Source organism: Bacillus sp. SLBN-46 (assembly GCF_031453555.1).
In the GTDB taxonomy this organism is placed as follows: Bacteria; Bacillota; Bacilli; order Bacillales; family Cytobacillaceae; genus Neobacillus.
This window is the reverse complement of sequence record NZ_JAVIZM010000001.1, coordinates 2,076,804-2,095,109: the sequence shown is the minus strand read 5'-3', so window position 1 is coordinate 2,095,109 and position 18,306 is coordinate 2,076,804. Positions and strand designations below refer to the sequence as shown.

General features: G+C 39.6%; 15 protein-coding genes and 1 pseudogene. All 16 read right to left on the bottom strand.

Features of this window, described 5'->3' with window-relative positions; genetic code table 11:
* Nucleotides 1-20: 20 nt before the first annotated feature.
* Nucleotides 21-533 carry a L,D-transpeptidase gene (locus QFZ87_RS10680; protein WP_309867784.1) on the bottom strand — a complete coding sequence of 171 codons (513 nt, stop codon included), beginning with the start codon at nt 531-533 and terminating at the stop codon, nt 21-23.
* Between the two features lie 23 nt (nt 534-556).
* Complete coding sequence (locus QFZ87_RS10675) at nt 557-1,546, bottom strand: aromatic acid exporter family protein (RefSeq protein ID WP_309860848.1); 990 nt, start codon at nt 1,544-1,546, stop codon at nt 557-559.
* A gap of 99 nt (nt 1,547-1,645) precedes the next feature.
* Nucleotides 1,646-2,368, bottom strand: a complete 723-nt coding sequence (locus QFZ87_RS10670; protein WP_309860846.1) for an amino acid ABC transporter ATP-binding protein — start codon at nt 2,366-2,368, stop codon at nt 1,646-1,648.
* Nucleotides 2,361-3,020, bottom strand: a complete 660-nt coding sequence (locus QFZ87_RS10665; RefSeq protein ID WP_309860843.1) for an amino acid ABC transporter permease — start codon at nt 3,018-3,020, stop codon at nt 2,361-2,363. The genes QFZ87_RS10670 and QFZ87_RS10665 overlap by 8 nt, the downstream gene beginning before the upstream one ends.
* A 47-nt stretch (nt 3,021-3,067) precedes the next feature.
* On the bottom strand, nt 3,068-3,835 hold the full coding sequence (locus QFZ87_RS10660) for an ABC transporter substrate-binding protein (RefSeq protein ID WP_309860840.1): 768 nt from the start codon (nt 3,833-3,835) through the stop codon (nt 3,068-3,070).
* 187 nt (nt 3,836-4,022) lie between these two features.
* Nucleotides 4,023-5,189: a M20 family metallopeptidase gene (locus QFZ87_RS10655; RefSeq protein WP_309860837.1), complete on the bottom strand. Its 1,167-nt coding sequence runs from the start codon at nt 5,187-5,189 to the stop codon at nt 4,023-4,025.
* Nucleotides 5,190-5,313: 124 nt separating this feature from the next.
* Nucleotides 5,314-5,745 carry a BrxA/BrxB family bacilliredoxin gene (locus tag QFZ87_RS10650; RefSeq protein ID WP_309867781.1) on the bottom strand — a complete coding sequence of 144 codons (432 nt, stop codon included), beginning with the start codon at nt 5,743-5,745 and terminating at the stop codon, nt 5,314-5,316.
* Between the two features lie 106 nt (nt 5,746-5,851).
* Nucleotides 5,852-6,979, bottom strand: coding sequence for a methylmalonyl Co-A mutase-associated GTPase MeaB (meaB, locus tag QFZ87_RS10645; RefSeq protein ID WP_309860835.1), 1,128 nt, complete (start codon nt 6,977-6,979; stop codon nt 5,852-5,854).
* Nucleotides 6,979-9,121: pseudogene (scpA, locus tag QFZ87_RS10640) on the bottom strand (methylmalonyl-CoA mutase). The gene meaB and the pseudogene scpA overlap by 1 nt, the downstream one beginning before the upstream one ends.
* A 37-nt stretch (nt 9,122-9,158) precedes the next feature.
* A complete protein-coding gene (locus tag QFZ87_RS10635) occupies nt 9,159-11,051 on the bottom strand; it encodes a methylmalonyl-CoA mutase subunit beta (RefSeq protein WP_309860832.1) in 1,893 nt (630 codons plus the stop codon).
* A 136-nt stretch (nt 11,052-11,187) separates the two neighbouring features.
* Nucleotides 11,188-12,498: a dihydrolipoamide acetyltransferase family protein gene (locus QFZ87_RS10630; protein WP_309860829.1), complete on the bottom strand. Its 1,311-nt coding sequence runs from the start codon at nt 12,496-12,498 to the stop codon at nt 11,188-11,190.
* Between the two features lie 14 nt (nt 12,499-12,512).
* Complete coding sequence (locus tag QFZ87_RS10625) at nt 12,513-13,496, bottom strand: alpha-ketoacid dehydrogenase subunit beta (RefSeq protein WP_309860826.1); 984 nt, start codon at nt 13,494-13,496, stop codon at nt 12,513-12,515.
* A 12-nt stretch (nt 13,497-13,508) separates the two neighbouring features.
* A complete protein-coding gene (locus QFZ87_RS10620) occupies nt 13,509-14,504 on the bottom strand; it encodes a thiamine pyrophosphate-dependent dehydrogenase E1 component subunit alpha (protein ID WP_309860823.1) in 996 nt (331 codons plus the stop codon).
* Between the two features lie 43 nt (nt 14,505-14,547).
* Nucleotides 14,548-15,969 carry a dihydrolipoyl dehydrogenase gene (gene lpdA, locus QFZ87_RS10615; RefSeq protein ID WP_309860821.1) on the bottom strand — a complete coding sequence of 474 codons (1,422 nt, stop codon included), beginning with the start codon at nt 15,967-15,969 and terminating at the stop codon, nt 14,548-14,550.
* A 22-nt stretch (nt 15,970-15,991) separates the two neighbouring features.
* Complete coding sequence (gene buk, locus QFZ87_RS10610; RefSeq protein WP_309860817.1) at nt 15,992-17,095, bottom strand: butyrate kinase; 1,104 nt, start codon at nt 17,093-17,095, stop codon at nt 15,992-15,994.
* Between the two features lie 92 nt (nt 17,096-17,187).
* Entirely contained in the window at nt 17,188-18,291 is a 1,104-nt protein-coding gene (gene bcd / locus QFZ87_RS10605) for a branched-chain amino acid dehydrogenase (protein ID WP_307286867.1), read from the bottom strand.
* Nucleotides 18,292-18,306 lie beyond the last annotated feature (15 nt).

Below are 18,306 nucleotides of genomic sequence, written 5' to 3'. Positions count from 1 at the left end.
AAAACGAACAGTCCCTTTCCTCATTTAATTGCACCTTGTTCTTGTGCTAGAGCCTCAAATGTTTTTTTAGAGGACACGACTAATATTTTTGTTCCTAACGGAATTAACGGAAATAACGAGGAAACAACTTCATTTTGCGTGCGAATACAGCCTTGTGAGACATACTTACCTATGGATGCTGGCTGGTTTGTTCCATGTATCCCATAGGTTCTGCCATCAGTCCCCTTAGCGTCAAAGCCAATCCATCTGGCCCCCAGTGGGTTTTTAGGGTGACCCCCTGGGATATTCTCTTTTCGGAAATAAGGTTCTTTTGCCTTAACAGTAATGGTAAAAAGACCCTCGGGGGTTAACTCCTGTGTCTTTCCTGTCCCGACACTAACCACTGTTTGGACTTTATTCTCATTAATAAAGGCCAGTTCATTTCTACTTTTATTCACGATAACAAAAGGATCACCTGGCATTGGATTTGACCCTAATGGCCAAATGGGTGAGATGAAAAAAGCAATCAGGATCGGCGATAAGAGTTTAATCAAAACAGCCACCTGCCTTTTTTTACCTAGTTTGCTTCGATTTTCTTTTTTTCATGCATCCTGGTTTTCTTTGCTTTAAAAGAGCTTTTGATAATAAGATACTCATTCATTTCATTTACTAGTTGCAGCAATGCGGCACGTGTTTCGAATTCTTCTCTCGTTTTTGGCAGCTCCATCTCTTCAAATTCTTTTTTCATTTCTCTTAGTTTCTCAATATAGATATGAGCGGTGTTTCCAGGATGGATATTCAGAGAAAGTTCCTCAAGGAATTCAGCGACCATTTTTCCTTGCTTCACCGTTTTTGTAAGTGAGGTAACCATTGGTAGCACACGTTCAATAATTTCAAACTGTTTTTCTCTCATTTTAAAATAGTGAAAATAAGTGGTATCTTCCCGTAAGAAATGATTTTCCACATCTCTAAATGCCAATGTTTTTGCCTCATCAAGCAGCTGGGAGCATTCGGTAATTTCTTTTCCATCCCAAGTACTATCTCCCGTTCGTAAATATCGAACCATTTCACAAAGAATAATTTTAAAGTTTTCCTCCACTTTAACTTGATAATTTTTTAGCTTACTATCAACACTAGGCATATAAAGATTCATAACGAGGGCCACGCCTATTCCAATCACAATAACACCAAGTTCATTGAAAAATATATCCATTGAAATCTTTTGGGCCATATATATATGTAAAATAATGACACTGCTTGTAACCACACCATCCTTCGCTTTTAACATGACAATGGTAGGGATAAAGAAAAACAGCATCACACCAATAACAATTGGATGATAGGAGATCCCTTCAAAAAAAACGGCAGAGAAGGGCATTGCTAATACACAAGCCAAAAAACGATCCCATGCTGTTCGAAGCGATCTCCTTTTGGTCACTTGGATACAAAGGATTGTTAGAATGCCTGCAGAAGCGAAATTATGTAATCCCAGCTGTTGAGCAATAAGAATGGCAATAGCCGTGCCAACAGCCGTTTTAAGTGTCCGATACCCAATGCGAAATTTCATTTCAGTTCTCCTTAAAAAAAAAATAAAAGATGATCTTTAAGACCATCTTTAACATATCTCTATTTATACATCTTTTGCAAGTAATCCATCGTTATTGACCTAAAGTACTTTTTCTAAAAAGTCCTTTGCTCTGCCTGTGCGAGGATTAGTAAAGAACTCATCCGGCGTGCCTTCCTCTAAGAGCACCCCATCATCAAGAAACATTATCCGATCAGAAACCTCTTTTGCAAATCCCATTTCGTGTGTGACGATTGCCATGGTCATTCCTGACTGTGCAAGATCCTTCATTACATTTAGTACTTCCTTAACCATTTCAGGGTCAAGTGCTGACGTAGGCTCATCAAATAACATTAATTGTGGTTCCATTGCAAGAGCTCGCGCAATTGCAACTCGTTGCTTCTGTCCGCCAGAAAGGTTATTTGGATAAGCTGATTCTTTTTCGCTAAGGCCCACTTTAGCAAGTAGTTCCCGAGCTTTTTTCTCTGCTGCCTCTCGACTTTCTCCCTTTACCTTCATGGGAGCATAGGTTAAATTCTCTAATACTGTCTTATGAGGGAACAAGTAAAAGTGTTGAAAAACCATACCGATTTGCTCACGAACCTTCATGATGTTTGTTTTAGAATCGGTAATCTCTTGCCCATTGATCCATACTTTCCCTTGTGTTGGTGTTTCTAGCAAATTTAAGCAGCGAAGAAAAGTGGATTTACCTGAACCTGATGGACCAATAATGGACACCACTTCTCCACTATTAATACTAGTAGTTATATTTTTTAATACTTCATTTTCCCCGAATTTTTTATGGAGGTTTTCAACTTTAATCACTATACTTCATCCTCCTTTCAACCCGCTTACCAACTAACGTTAGCACCATGACTAATACCCAATAAATTAACCCAACAAATATTAATGGTTCGAAGTTTCGATACGTATCCGCTCCCACCACTTGGGCACGTCGCATTAAATCTAAATAACCAATGGTTGAAACGATAGCTGATTCCTTTGTTAAAGTAATAAATTCATTCATAAGTGCCGGTAAGATATTTTTTAAAGCTTGCGGTAAAATAAGATCCTTCATCATCAGACTATATGGAACACCAAGTGCCTGGGCTGCTTCTGTTTGTCCTTTATCAACTGCTTGGATTCCTGCGCGAATGATTTCAGAGACATAGGCAGAAGAGTTTAATCCAAAGGCTAAGATTGATGATAAAAATGGTGAAATATCATAGCCGGTTAATTGTGGAATCGCAAAATAAATCAACATTAATTGCAAAATCAAAGGTGTCCCACGAAAAATAGATGTATAAAAATCACCGAACCAATTTAATACCTTTATACGTGAAATTTTAAGTAAAGCTATAATTGTTCCAAGGACAAATCCAAAAACAATAGATATAATAACAAATTTTAATGTTACCCATATTCCTTCTAAGATAAAAGGAATATAAGGCACAATTTGGCTAAAATCCAAATTCATGCCTTACACCTCACTTCAATATTTTGTTTACATTCCTGTTGTGAAAATTACTGTTGGTCTTTTAACCACTTATCCTTTAATTCTTGAAGCTTTCCGTTTTCTTCTAACTTTTTAAGAGCTTTATTTACATCATCTTTTAAATCGCTGCCCTTAGGGAAAGCAACCGCCATACCAGGAGAACTAGAAGTTGGATCATCAAATCCAGCTAAGCCTTGTTCCTTAATATATCCAGTTGCTACTGATTTATCTAAGTAAGCAACTTGTACACGATCTGATAATAGCTCTTGAATTAGCGTTGTTGAGTTATCTAATGGCTTAAGAGTGAAATCAACCTTTTCTTGAAGCTTTTTAGCACCTTCTTCTTGAATGGTACCTAATTGTACTGCAACTGTTTTTCCTTTAAGGTCATCGATTGTTTTAACAGTAGAGTCTTTTTTCGTAATAAACATTTCACCAGAGTGGTTATAAGCAGTAGAGAAATCTACATTCTTTTGACGTTTTTCTGTAGCTGACATACCAGCAAGAACCATATCTACACGCTTTGCTTGTAATGCACCGATTAAGCCATCAAATTTCATGTCTTTAATTTCAAGCTTGTACCCTAATTCATCAGCAATCGCTTTTGCTAAATCAATATCGAAACCAATTATTTTTCCTGCTTTATCTCTTGATTCAAATGGTGCAAAGTCAGCAGATGTTGCCATTGTTAATACCTTTTTATCTCCGCTTGTTGCCCCATCTTTATTGCTCTGGCCGCATGCAGACAAAACTACTAATGTAAAAATAATGGATAAGAATAAAATAGACTTTTTCATGTTGTTTCCCCCTGTTTAGTTTCATATGTTTTTGATTCATATTTGAATTTTTATTCAACAAAACGAATAATAACACATGAAAATAGATTTGAAAAGATATTATTTTAATATAAAAATATTCGAAAAATTTAGATATATATATATATAAAAGTACCTCTAAACGAACAGAGGTACTTTTTTGTCAGACTTATCTTAATACATTTTGACGGAATTCATTTTTCATATTTTCAAATTCCTCTTTATTAGTGATTAAATCATACCCCGTCATAGCAAGGGCCAGTGCACCTCTTGCCAGAATCTGATGAGAGTTGTCTGTGATGGTTAAATCTGCAAATTCTCTTGTATGAGCAATTAACCCAGGTGAATCGAGACCAATGTAAGGATGAATAGCTGGAACCACATGACTCACATTTCCCATGTCAATGGAACCGTAAGAATCCTTCGCTTTCTCAATCTTCTTAACACCGGTGGATAAAAGATTATTTGAAAAAAGCTGGGATAAAGTATGATTCGTGACCATATTGTCATAGCTCAATTCATAATTTTCTATATGCACCTCCGCACCAGTCATCATAGATGCACCATTGGCAATATTGATTACCTTCTGAACAACTTCGTTTAAATAGGTGCGGTTCTTTGCACGGACATAGAATTGAGCAACTGCTTTATCTGGAACAATATTGGCTGCAACCCCACCCTCCTTAATAATTCCATGAATTCTTACGTCAGATGTTACATGTTGACGAAGGGCATTGATCCCATTAAATAATTGAATGACGGCATCCAGTGCATTGATCCCTTTTTCCGGAGATGCAGCAGCATGACTTGTTCTGCCACGGAAGTCAAATTGGATGGCATCCATAGCTAAAGAGTCCCCGCTCTCATATGATTCATCTGCCGGATGCAAAATCATCGCAGCATCAATGTCATCAAAAATTCCTTGTTCGGCCATCTGAACCTTTGCTCCATTCGTTTCTTCTGCTGGTGTGCCTAAAACTACCACACGGCCTCCAATCTCATCTACTACTTTACTTAAGAGAACCCCTGCTCCCGCACTCATCGTTCCAATTAAATTATGCCCACATCCATGCCCAATCTCCGGCAACGCATCATATTCAGAAAGATAGGCGATTGTTGGTCCCTCCTTCTTACTGTCATAAACAGCTTTAAAGGCTGTAGGTCGATCTACAATTCCTTTTTCAACAATAAAATGGTGCCCCTCCAAAAACTCTACTAAGAGTTTCATTGATTCATATTCTTGATCACCAAGTTCTGGGTGATGATATAGCTTGTCACTTATATCCCATAACTTGCTTTGAAAAGTTTCTAAATAGTTATTTAATAATTCCTTCATGGTCAAAACTCCCCTTAAAATGATTAAAGTTACGATTTAATTAATAAATATACACGAAATCCTGTATTTCGACAATAAAAAAGAGCCAAATCATAATGAATTGGCCTCTTAACGAATGTATACTTTATAGTTCTTCACAATGCTTTTCAAATTCATTTTGAAGCTTTGCAACGACGGATGCAGGATCAAAGCCCTCAATTTGGTGTCTCTCGACCATTGTAATAATTTCCCCATCCTTTAATAGGGCAAAAGATGGAGAGGAAGGAGGGTAGCCAGTAAAATAGCTTCTAGCTGTCTCAGTTGCTTCCTTATCTTGCCCGGCAAACACTGTAACTAAATGATCCGGACGTTTATCGTAATGAAGGGCATGTGCAGCAGCTGGACGAGCAACCCCACCTGCACATCCACAAACAGAATTAATCATCACTAAAGTTGTACCCTTTTGTGCAAATGCTTCTTCCACTTCAGCAGGGGATTTTAATTCCTTATATCCAGCTGACACGATTTCTTGTCGTGCCTGGTTAACAACATCATTCATAAAAAAGTTGAAATTCATACTCACTTACATTCACTCCTTCTTGTTTGTTCATAACTACATCATAACAGTTAAAATGTGTTTTTTCCAAGCGAACTGCAATAAAAAAGCTTCCAAGGGTCAGCAGCTATTTTTCTTTTCCTGATAAAAAAACATCAAACAAGGTTCCCACAGCGGAAGCAGCTGTCTTTGTCCCAGCCATTACTTCATTCTCTAATTGTGGGAGCTTTTGTTTTACAACTGGATGGTGAAAGAAGCTGTAATGAAGCTGGTCAGAAATTAATGAATAAATCCAGTCTCTTTGCTGTCCCTTTCTTCGTTCTGTAAAAACGCCTGTACCTTTTCCAGTCTCTACGAATTTTTGAATCAGGCCCCAAATCTCATTAATGCCTTCCCCGTTTACCGATGAACAAGTATAAGCTTTTGTTGCCCAACCTTTAGTAGCTGGCTGAAGAAAGTGCAGAATCCGGTTATATTCATGTTTTGTCTGTTCTGCTCTTCGTTTATTGTCCCCATCTGCTTTATGAACAATGACCGCATCCGCAAGCTCCATAATTCCCTTCTTCATTCCTTGAAGTTCATCTCCAGCACCTGTCAGTACAAGCAGCATGAAAAAATCTACCATATCTCTAATAATAACTTCACTTTGTCCGACACCAACGGTTTCAATTAAGATTACATCAAATCCTGCAGCCTCACAAAGCAACATGGCTTCTCTCGTTTTTCGATGAACACCGCCTAGCTTCCCTGCTGTGGGTGAAGGTCGGATAAAGGCTTGCGGGTTTTTTGATAGGTGTTCCATCCTCGTCTTATCTCCAAGGATGCTTCCACCACTTAACTTTGAACTTGGATCAATGGCTAAAACGGCAACACGATGTCCCAAATTACAAAGGTACATCCCGAAGGCCTCAATAAATGTGCTTTTTCCTGCCCCTGGGACACCTGTGATTCCGATCCTAATAGACTTTCCGCTTTTGGGCAAGAGTTTTTGCAGAAGCTCCTGGGCTTTTTGAAAATGTTGGTCGGCATTGCTTTCAACAAGTGTGATAGCTCTAGCTAATAGACTCCTGTCACCCTTTACTACACCTTCATAAAGTTCATCCGTTGAGAGTTCTGAGATTTTGCGTTTCTGAAAGCGAATATTTTTTTGAATGGATGCTGGTTGACCTTCTTGCTCTTGACCTTTTCTAACAATACTTGAGCATTTATCAGGTTCGTTTGGATCACTCCATTCCGGTTTTTTATCAGAAGTCATTATTGTGACACTTCCTCATAACCGAGTTGTGCATAAATCTCCTTTATAACCTTTTGAGCAGCCACTGGAATAATGGTTCCTGGACCAAAGATGGCTGAAGCACCGTGATCATATAGAAATTGGTAATCCTGAGCAGGAATGACTCCACCGATTACCACCAAAATATCTTCTCTTCCTAATTTTTTTAAACTCCTCCACCAATTGAGGAAGTAACGTTTTATGCCCTGCAGCAAGTGAACTCATTCCAACCACATGAACATCGTTTTCTACTGCCTGCATTGCCGTTTCTTCTGGTGTTTGGAATAACGGACTAATATCTACATCAAAACCAAGGTCAGCGAAGGCGGTCGCAATTACCTTGGCTCCGCGATCATGTCCATCCTGACCCATTTTAGCAATCAGTATTCTTGGCCGTCTTCCTTCATTTTCAAGGAATTCATCTGTCATTTTTTGAACTTCTACAATCTCTTCCTCATTGCTAAAAGCTGTACTATACACTCCGCTAATTGAGCGAATCACCGCTTTATGTCGGCTAGCAACCTTTTCAATAGCATCGGAGATTTCTCCTAAGGTTGCTCTTACCCTTGCTGCTTTTACTGCCAGCTCTAATAGGTTTTGTTCACCAGTTTCCGCTGCGATTGTTAACGCATCTAGGGCTGCCTTCACTTTATGGTCATCGCGGCTTGCTTTTACTCCCTGTAATTTTTCAATTTGTTTTAGGCGAACTGCAGTATTATCAATATCTAAAATATCAATTGCTTCTTCCTTTTCAAGACGGTAACGATTGACGCCTATAATCGTTTCCTTACCTGAATCAATTTGAGCCTGTCTTCTAGCTGCCGCTTCTTCAATTCGCATCTTCGGCAAGCCCGTTTCAATCGCTTTGGCCATCCCGCCAAGTTGTTCTATCTCTTCAATATGTGTCCAAGCACGTTTAACTAATTCATCGGTAAGCTTTTCAACATAATAGGAGCCTGCCCATGGATCGATCACCTGTGTTATGCCCGTTTCTTCTTGCAAGAACAATTGGGTATTACGAGCGATTCGTGCAGAAAAATCTGTTGGTAATGCAATGGCTTCGTCCAAGGCGTTTGTATGCAGTGATTGAGTATGCCCCATTGCTGCCGCATGAGCTTCAACTAGAGTACGAGTAACATTATTAAACGGATCTTGCTCTGTTAAGCTCCAACCAGATGTTTGCGAATGTGTCCTTAATGCTAAAGATTTCTCATTTTTAGGATTGAATGATTTCATCATTTTTGCCCAAATTAACCTCGCTGCACGCATTTTGGCCACTTCCATGAAATAATTCATCCCAACGGCCCAGAAAAAGGACAACCTTGGAGCAAATGAATCTATTTCAATACCTGATTTTAGACCTGTTCGTACATATTCCAAACCATCTGCCAGCGTATAAGCTAACTCTAAATCTGCAGGCGCTCCTGCTTCTTGCATATGGTAACCTGAGATACTGATACTATTAAACTTTGGCATGTATTTTGATGTATATTCAAAAATATCAGCTATAATCTTCATTGACATTTCTGGCGGATATATATATGTATTTCGAACCATATATTCTTTTAAAATGTCATTTTGAATAGTTCCAGCGAGCTTCTCCTGACTTACACCTTGTTCTTCGGCTGTTACAATGAAAAAAGCGAGAATCGGCAAGACAGCCCCGTTCATGGTCATGGATACAGACATTTGGTCTAAAGGTATCCCCTCAAAAAGTGTCTTCATATCAAGGATAGAATCAATAGCTACCCCTGCTTTTCCCACATCACCGACCACACGTGGATGATCAGAATCATAACCGCGGTGGGTAGCTAGATCAAATGCAACCGAAAGCCCCTTTTGTCCCATTGCTAAATTGCGGCGGTAAAAAGCATTACTTTCCTCTGCAGTAGAAAATCCCGCATACTGTCTGACTGTCCATGGTCGATTAACATACATCGTTGGATAGGGACCCCTTGTGTAAGGAGGGAGCCCAGGCAGGTGGCCAATTTGTTCAAGATCTTTACGATCTTCTTTTGTATAAAGAGGCTTTAAACTAATTTGTTCATTTGTCTCAAAAAGTAAATCATCAATGGAGACATCCATTTCTTTCTGAGCGCTCTCCTGCCATTCTTCCTTGGTCATGAATGTTTGGTTGCTGAATAAAGATATGTTTTGAAAATCAGGCTTTTGTTTCTTCAACCGTGCTCACCTCCAACTCGTTAAAAATGGCATCGAGAGTTTCATAACAATTGCTTTTCATATGAATAAACTGCTTAATTCCTTCATCCGTCCACTGGGACTGCTTGTCTTTTTCGGGGAGCCCAGCAAGGTAAAAAACTCGATCAGGGAATTCCGTTCTTAGGCTAGTTAAAATCTCATGCCCCACCCTTTCATACTGTTCATTTGTACCACAGATGCAAAAACATTTCGTAACAGGAAGAGTAGAAACAAATAATCTAGCATTCTCAAAAGAAACAATTGAATCACTTTCAACTGCTTTCACCCCACCGGCAGCTAGAAAACCTTTCATAAAATCCAGCCTTGCCTTATGCTCTTTTAACAATCCAAGACAAATCATACCTACAGATGGCTTATAGCCTGCTGCTTCTTCATAGCTCCTTGCCTTATTTCGCAATTCTTCAAATGACTCTGAAAGTCTTCGTTGAGGAATAGCAGTAATATTTATTAATGAATTTCCCTTTTCTAGTACATATGATTCTTTATTTTGAGATTTAAGATTAGGAACGTTTTCATCAAGATTGGCATAAACATTCGTGCCAATCATACTTTGCTTCCTTGTCTGACAATCCTTATTTCTTTTATCATACACTGCCGCTATTTCTTTCTGCAGCCAGTTTGATTTTAATCCCTCAATGATGCCGCCATGGGCTTCAATTTGTTGAAAGAATTCCCAAGATTTCTCGGAAAGTTCATTGGTTAATTGTTCGACATACCAAGACCCACCAGCAGGATCAATCACTTGTTTTAACTGTGCTTCTTCTTTTAGTAGGAGTTGTGTGTTTCTTGCCATTCTTTCCGAAGCATAAGTGGAACCCGAAAGATTATTGAAAGGATCCACATGTAAATATTGTACGCCCCCAATAACTGCTGCAAAAGCCTCATTACCTGACCGTAAAAGGTTGACATGGGGGTCCTGTATAGTTTTTGTGAATCTAGAAGTTTCCGCAGAGATATGCATCCCACGATTATTCACATTAGTTCCATACACTTCAGCCACACGACTCCATAGAATTCTTGCTGCCCGAATTTTGGCCATTTCCATAAAAAAGTGGCCGCCAATAGAGAATTGAAAGATCATTTTGGAAAAAATATCTTCCAGTTCCATTCCAGCTTCCTGAAGCTTTTCAAGATAATAGATTCCTTCAGCCAATGCAATACCAAGCTCTTGAACAGCATTTGCTCCACCATTGTGATATGGCGATGTATTGATTAAAATGGTTCTTAGATTAGGTAATTTCACGCTTGATTGGACAATGGTTTTCATCCATTCATTGAAAAACTCTTCTGAAATACTGCCCTCTTCAGCAAAAAGAGCGACTGGATCAGAACCGATATAACCACAAATCGTGTCGCTGGTTCCTTTTTTCTCTCCAATTGTTTCTAGAGATACAAGCAATGCAGAATGGAGACCCTTGGCGTTAAGGGAGAAGGGGTGTTGATGATAGGATTCTCCAAGAATAGTTTCCAGCGTTTCATTCTCTTCAAACAAAGACTTTGATACTTCAAAAGAAATGGCAGTTTGCCCTTTATCAAAGTTTTGTTTGAGCTTTTCTTTCAATTCATCTAGTGAATGATAGGATATACGCTGTGCTACCTTCCATTCATTAGTCAAATATCCAAGCGGATAAATCCCTCTTCTATAATCTGTGCCTCCTGGATAATCAGGAATTGCCTGTTCATCTTCCTGAGAATAAAGCGGTTTCAAAATAATTCCTTCATATGTAGCCGTTTGTAAGGACTCAACGGTTCTTCCTTTTAACGATTTTTCTGCTTTTTCTTTCCATTCATCTTTTGACATAAATGGAAAAGACTGATTTTTTATTTTTTCCAAACTCCTTATCCCCCTTCCATATACATAATTGAAATAAAATTCAATTAATTCTACTAAATACTATTTTATGGTACAAACAGAATTCAGGCAACTAAACAAATAACCGTCGCCATCAATTTGGCAACGGTTATTGTTATTAATAAATGGAAGTTGTTGATTTTGATGTATTTTCTAGAATTTCCTTCACACGTTGCAAGAAACGACCGCAAACAAGTCCATCTAATACTCTGTGGTCTAGGGACATACATAAATTAACCATGTCACGCACAGCAATCATTCCATTATTCATTACCACAGGTCGCTTAACAATGGATTCCACTTGAAGAATAGCTGCTTGTGGATAATTGATAATGCCCATGGATTGAACAGAGCCGAATGAACCTGTGTTGTTCACTGTAAATGTTCCACCCTGCATATCTTCAGATCGTAATTTTCCGGTTCTTACCTTAACTGCAAGTTCCGAAATTTCACGGGCAATTCCCTTAATCGTTTTTTCATCTGCATTTTTAATGACAGGTACGAATAAGGCATCATCTGTTGCAACGGCAATCGAAATATTAATGTCTTTCTTCTGAATGATTTTTTCTCCAGCCCACATAGAATTAATTTGTGGGAACTCTTTTAGTGCTTGGGCTACCGCTTTTACAAAGAAAGCAAAGAATGTTAGATTAAAGCCTTCTTTTTTCTTAAACTCATCTTTAAGAGAATTACGATAGTCAACCAAATTGGTTGCATCCACTTCAATCATAGTCCAAGCATGTGGTGCTTCATGCTTGCTCCTAAGCATATTGGCAGCAATTGCTTTTCGAATACCAGTAACCGGGATTTCTATGTCACCAGCTTCCACTGGAATATGAACCGGTTGTGCAGATGGTGGCTTTGGTGTGGATGTAGATACAGGTTGTGATACCTCTTGCTTTTGATGTTCAGGCTGAACAACTGTTTCTACTTTTACAGTTTCCTTCCTTTGGCCTGCAACAGGGATATTTCCAGATTCAATCAATTTCAGTAGGTCTTTTCTTGTAATCCTTCCACCTGCACCGGTGCCTGACACCTGCGTTAGGTCAATTCCATGTTCTTGAGATATTTTCAAAACTGCTGGAGAATAACGCGCTTTGTTTCCTTGGTCAACTGGAGCTGTAGTTTCCGCACTGCTGGATGATGCTGGAGCTACGTCTTCTGTTTTAGCCTGAGGACTTTCGCCACCCTCAACTTCAATTGTACAAATGATTTCTCCAACCGCTAGGGTATCTTCTTCGTTAGCAATTAGTTCTTTAATCACACCTGTAAAGGAGGATGGGACTTCTGCATTTACTTTATCTGTCATAACCTCTGCAAGGGGGTCGTATTTATTTACTTTATCACCAACAGATACTAACCACTTACTAATCGTACCCTCGGTTACACTCTCCCCTAGCTGAGGCATTTTAATTTGTTCAATTACCACTATTCCGTACCTCCTTAATACTCGGCTAGTTCTCTCATTGCTTTTTCGACTTTATCAGGGTTTACCATAAAGAATTTTTCCATCGTTGGAGCATATGGCATGGCTGGTACATCAGGTCCAGCTAGACGCATTATTGGAGCATCTAATTCAAACAAGCAATTTTCGGCTATAATAGCTGACACTTCACTCATAATGCTGCCTTCTTTTGTATCCTCGGTAACAAGCAAGACTTTACCTGTTTTTGAAGCTGCTTCAATAATAGCTTCTTTATCAAGTGGGTATACGGTTCTCAAATCAAGAATATGTGCAGAGATTCCATCCTTCGCTAATTTTTCAGCCGCTTGGAGGGCAAAATGTACACATAGACCGTAGGTAATAACGGTAATGTCATCTCCGTCACGCTTCACATCGGCTTTTCCTATGGGCAAAGTGTAATCATCTGTTGGGACCTCTCCCTTAATTAAACGATAAGCCCTTTTGTGCTCGAAAAATAAAACCGGGTCATTATCACGAATGGCTGCCTTTAACAAGCCTTTCGCATCATATGGTGTAGACGGCATTACAATTTTCAATCCCGGTTGATTAGCAAATACAGCCTCAACCGATTGGGAATGGTACAACGCACCGTGAACGCCACCGCCATAAGGAGCACGTATAACAATTGGACAGCTCCAATCATTATTCGAACGATAACGGACTTTCGCTGCTTCTGAAATAATTTGATTGACAGCAGGCATGATGAAATCAGCAAATTGCATTTCGGCAATTGGGCGCATTCCGTACATTGCTGCACCAATTCCAACCCCTGCAATGGCAGATTCAGCAAGAGGTGCATCAATGACGCGTTCCTCACCAAATTGTTCATACAGGCCTTGTGTAGCTTTAAACACGCCGCCTTTTACCCCTACATCTTCACCTAATACAAAAACCTTAGGATCCCGTTCCATTTCTTCTCGAATGGCCATAGTTATTGAATCAATATATGAAATAATCGCCATGTTATATCCCCCTTACTCCTGTGCATAAACAAACTTCAACGCTTCTTCTGGTGCAGCATATGGCGCATTTTCAGCATAATCTGTAGCTTCATTCACCAGCTTCATCACGCGGTCGTTTATTTCTTTTTCCAACTCATCATTCAAGATACCTGTTTCCTTTAAATACGCACCAAATGTAATAATCGGATCTTGCGTTTTTGCTTTTGCTACTTCATCAGGTGCTCGGTAAGAACGGTCATCATCATCAGATGAGTGTGGGGTAAGACGGTAAGAAACTGTTTCAACAAGCGTTGGCCCTTCTCCACGACGGCCACGATCGGCAGCCTCTTTCACTGCTTTATAAACTTCTAATGGATCATTTCCGTCAACAGTGATTCCTGGCATACCATACCCAATCGCACGGTCAGATACCTTTTCACATGCTAATTGTTTTTCAATTGGAACAGAAATTGCGTATTTATTATTTTCACACATGAAAATGACTGGAAGTTTATGCACGCCTGCAAAGTTAGCCCCTTCATGGAAGTCACCTTGGTTGGATGACCCTTCCCCAAAGGTTACAAACGTAACTAGATCTTTTCTTTCCATTTTCCCTGCAAGTGCAATTCCTACTGCATGTGGAACCTGGGTAGTAACTGGAGAAGATCCTGTTACAATTCGGTTCTTCTTTTGCCCAAAGTGACCTGGCATTTGTCGTCCGCCTGAATTTGGATCCTCCGCTTTCGCAAACCCTGAAAGCATTAGTTCTCTTGGTGTCATACCAAACGTTAACACTACACCCATATCCCGATAATATGGAAGAACATAATCCTTTTCTCGATCGAGTGCAAATGCAGCTCCTACTTGTGCTGCTTCCTGTCCTTGACATGAGATGACAAATGGTATTTTACCAGCACGATTCAATAACCACATCCGTTCATCAATACGACGGGCTAGAAGCATTGTTTCATACATTTCTAAAACTTTTCCATCGCTTAATCCTAAAGCTTCATGACGATTTTCAGTCATTTATTTCTTACCTCCCATTTGTTCGCTAATAACCTTACCTTACTTATGAATGTATTGCCTTCCCATCAACCGCTAGTGCGGCTTCACCAATTGCCTCTGAAAGACTTGGATGTGGATGAATGGTATGAGCAATTTCCCATGGTGTCGCATCTAATACCATGGCGAGTCCTGCCTCAGAAATCATATCAGTCACATGTGGACCAATCATATGCACCCCTAGAATATCATTGGTCTCTTCATCAGCAACAATTTTCACAAATCCATCTGATTCTCCAAAAACAAGAGCCTTCCCAATCGCCTTAAAGGAAAACTTTCCAATTTTCACTTTATGCCCCTTTTCCTTTGCTTGTTCCTCTGTTATTCCTACACTAGAAACCTCTGGATTACTGTAAATACATCTTGAAACTAGATTATAGTCAAATGGTGACGGGTCCTTGCCAGCGATATGCTCAACAGCAACTATACCCTCGTGAGAAGCAACGTGTGCTAACTGTAAACCACCAATTACATCACCAATGGCATAAATATGTGATTCCTTTGTTTGGAAAAATTCATTTGTAACAACAAAGCCTTTTTCAACTTGAATTTCGGTATTCTCAAGCCCGATTCCTTCAGTATTCGCTTGACGTCCCACAGATACAAGAAGTTTTTCAGCCTTAAATTCCTTCTGTTCACCTTTCACTTCAGCGCTTATGCGCACACCATTATCCTTTACAAGTGTTTTTGGAAGTACCTTCGCACTAGTTACCAGTTTAACTCCTTTTTTCTTCATTAAACGTTGCATCTCTTTGGAGATTTCTTTATCTTCAGTCGGAATAATTCGATCAGCATACTCAATAACCGTCACTTCTACTCCGAAATCAGAAAGCATGGATGCCCATTCAATGCCGATGACACCGCCGCCGACAATAACAATTGAACTTGGAAGTGCTTCAAGCTGTAGCGCTTCATCTGAAGACATTACATATTCTCCATCAATTTCAAGTCCTGGAAGTGTTCTAGGTCTTGAACCAGTTGCTACAATCACGTTTTTAGGAAGTAACATTTCATTGTCGTCACCATTGTTCATCTCAACTGAAATCGTTCCAGGCATTGGTGAAAAAATAGATGGACCTAAGATGCGGCCAATTCCATGAAAAACATCAATTTTGCCTTGTTTCATTAGATGTTGAACACCTTTATGAAGCTGGTCAATAATTTTATTTTTTCTTTCCTGTACTCTTCCAAAATCAACAGACACATCGCCAGTAACTACTCCAAAGTTTTCGCTATGTTTGGCTGTAGCAAAGACTTCTGCGCTGCGAAGTAGTGCCTTACTAGGGATACACCCTTGATGCAGACAAGTCCCACCAAGCTTCCCTTTTTCTACTATAGCTGTTTTTAGTCCGAGCTGTGAGGCGCGAATGGCAGCAACATAACCGCCAGTTCCCCCGCCAAGAATGACTAAATCGTATTCTTGTGCCAATTGTATTTCCTCCCCATTTTCCCTAGATTTTTGCAGTTGAAAAATTTCCTGGGTACGTTTTCACTTCTTCTTCTCCGCGAAGGACTCGAAGGGCTCCTTCTGCAAGCGCTTGGAGTTCATTCTCACCTGGTTGGACAATGACGTCCGCAATCCAATTAATCCGATCGGTGATAGATTTCACAAAGCCTTTTCCATATGCAAGACCGCCCGTTAAAATAATTGCATCTACTTTTCCTGATAGTACTGCACTTGCGGCACCGATCTCTTTTGCCACTTGATAGGCCATAGCATCATAAACCAACTTCGCCTCTTGGTCTCCAGCTTCAATTCGCTGTTCTACCTTTATTGCATCGTTTGTTCCAAGGTAGCCTACTAAGCCACCCTGCCCAACAAGTTTTTTCATTATCTCTTCACGATAATGTTCTCCTGAGAAACAAAGCGCAATTAAATCACCTGCAGGCACTGTTCCGGCACGTTCTGGACTAAATGGCCCATCCCCGTGTAGACCGTTGTTCACATCAACTACTCTCCCCTGTTTATGTATGCCAACGGTGATACCGCCTCCCATATGGGTAACTATTAAGTTCAAATCTGTGTACTTTTTCCCAAGATCCTTTGCTACTCTTCGAGCGACTGCTTTTTGATTTAACGCATGAAAAATACTCTTTCTTTCAATCAATGAGAAGCCGGAAATTCTAGCAATCTGATCGAGTTCATCTACAACAACAGGATCTACAATAAAGGATGGAATATTTAATCCTGATGCAATTTCATAGGCAATAATTCCACCCAAGTTTGATGCATGCTGACCTGAAAAACCAGCCCGCAGGTCTTCAAGCATTCGATCATTAACAGCATAGGTGCCCCCTTCAATAGGGCGAAGCAATCCACCACGACCGCAAACGGCGGATAATTTAGAGATATTTATTCCTTCTTTATCCAGTGTTTCCAAAATCGTGTTTTTTCTAAATTCATATTGATCAATAATATTAGTATAGGAATTAATTTCTTCTGCATCATGACGAATGGTTTTTTCAAAAATTGAAACTTCGTTATCGAAGACTCCGATCTTAGTGGATGTTGAGCCTGGGTTGATAATGAGAATTCGATATTCTTTATCTAGCACGTTGTTACCTCCATTTTAGACATCTATCTAAAGGCAAAGACGCTGAATATCGTATTCAGCGTTCTGCCCCTAATCTTATTCCACAAATGTGTTTATCTTGAAATTCTGCGACTTAAAATGTGATGTCCGTTCTGAAGGAACTGGCTTCTTGAATTACGCATTCTTTCAATTCTCTCTTCAACCATACGATCGGCAGCCAGATAGGTTGGAATACCATCACGTTTGGAGATTTCGATTACCTTTTCAATACTTGTATAAAGCTGCTCGACTTTCTTTAATGCCCGTTCACGGTTATATCCATAAAGTTCATCTGCAACGTTAATGACTCCACCCGCATTGATTACATAGTCAGGTGCATAAATAATGCCCATTTCATGAATAAGATCACCATGACGAGTTTCTTTTAATTGATTGTTTGCAGCTCCAGCAATTACTTTCGCTTTTAATTGTGGAATTGTATCGTCATTGATTGTTGCACCTAATGCACATGGTGCATAGATATCACATTCAACACTATAAATTTCATTAGGATCAACGGCACGTGCTCCAAATTCTTCAACCGCACGTTGAACTGCTTCTTTGTTAATATCAGTTACAATTAACTTTGCCCCTTCTTCGTGCAAGTGGCGGCATAGGTTGTAAGCGACATTCCCAACACCCTGTACGGCAATTACTTTTCCTTCAAGAGAATCTGAATCGAAAGCTGCTTTTGCTGCTGCTTTCATTCCTCTATATACACCATAAGCAGTTACAGGTGATGGGTTACCTGAAGAACCAAATGCTGGCGAGATACCTGTAACATAATCTGTCTCTTCATGAATTAAATCCATATCAGCAACTGTTGTACCAACATCTTCGGCAGTAATATATCTTCCATTTAGCCCCTGAATGTAACGTCCAAAAGCTCGGAACATTTCTTCGTTCTTATCTTTTCGAGGATCACCAATGATAACTGTTTTTCCTCCACCAAGATTTAATCCTGCCGCAGCATTTTTATAAGTCATCCCTTTTGCTAATCGAAGTGCATCTTCAATTGCTGCATCCTCTGACTCATATGTCCACATACGTGTTCCACCCAAAGCAGGTCCAAGTGTAGTATCATGAATGGCAATAATTGCTTTTAACCCAGATTGTTTATCTTGGCAAAACACCACTTGCTCATAATCATAAGTCTCTAAATACTTGAAAATTTCCATGTTCGTATTCCTCCT